The following is a 302-nucleotide window of genomic DNA, read 5'->3' on the forward strand; positions in this document are numbered from 1 at the left end:
TCAGATATGGAGCTGAGACATGGGCAAGAGAGCCAAGCCTGAAGAGATTATTGCGAAACTGCGGGAGGTGGAGGTTCGCCTCGCTCGCGGTGAGACGGCAGCTTCGGCGGCGCGAGCCGTTGGTGTGACCGAACAGACCTACTACCGCTGGCGCAAAGAGTATGGCGGCCTGCAGGTCGACCAAGCCAAGCGCATGAAAGATATGGAGAAGGAAAACGCCCGACTTCGGCGCGCAGTCTCTGATCTCACGCTGGACAACCAGATCCTTCAAGAAGTCGTGCGGGGAAAGTTCTAAGCCCTTC

1 pseudogene is annotated in these 302 nt (G+C 57.9%); it reads left to right on the forward strand.

What is annotated here, in order from left to right:
* Positions 1 to 19 precede the first annotated feature (19 nt).
* Positions 20 to 289: pseudogene (locus HY36_RS15190) on the forward strand (transposase); the annotation flags it as partial.
* Positions 290 to 302 lie beyond the last annotated feature (13 nt).

The organism is Hyphomonas atlantica corrig. (assembly GCF_000682715.1).
GTDB classification, from domain to species: Bacteria; Pseudomonadota; Alphaproteobacteria; order Caulobacterales; family Hyphomonadaceae; genus Hyphomonas; species Hyphomonas atlantica.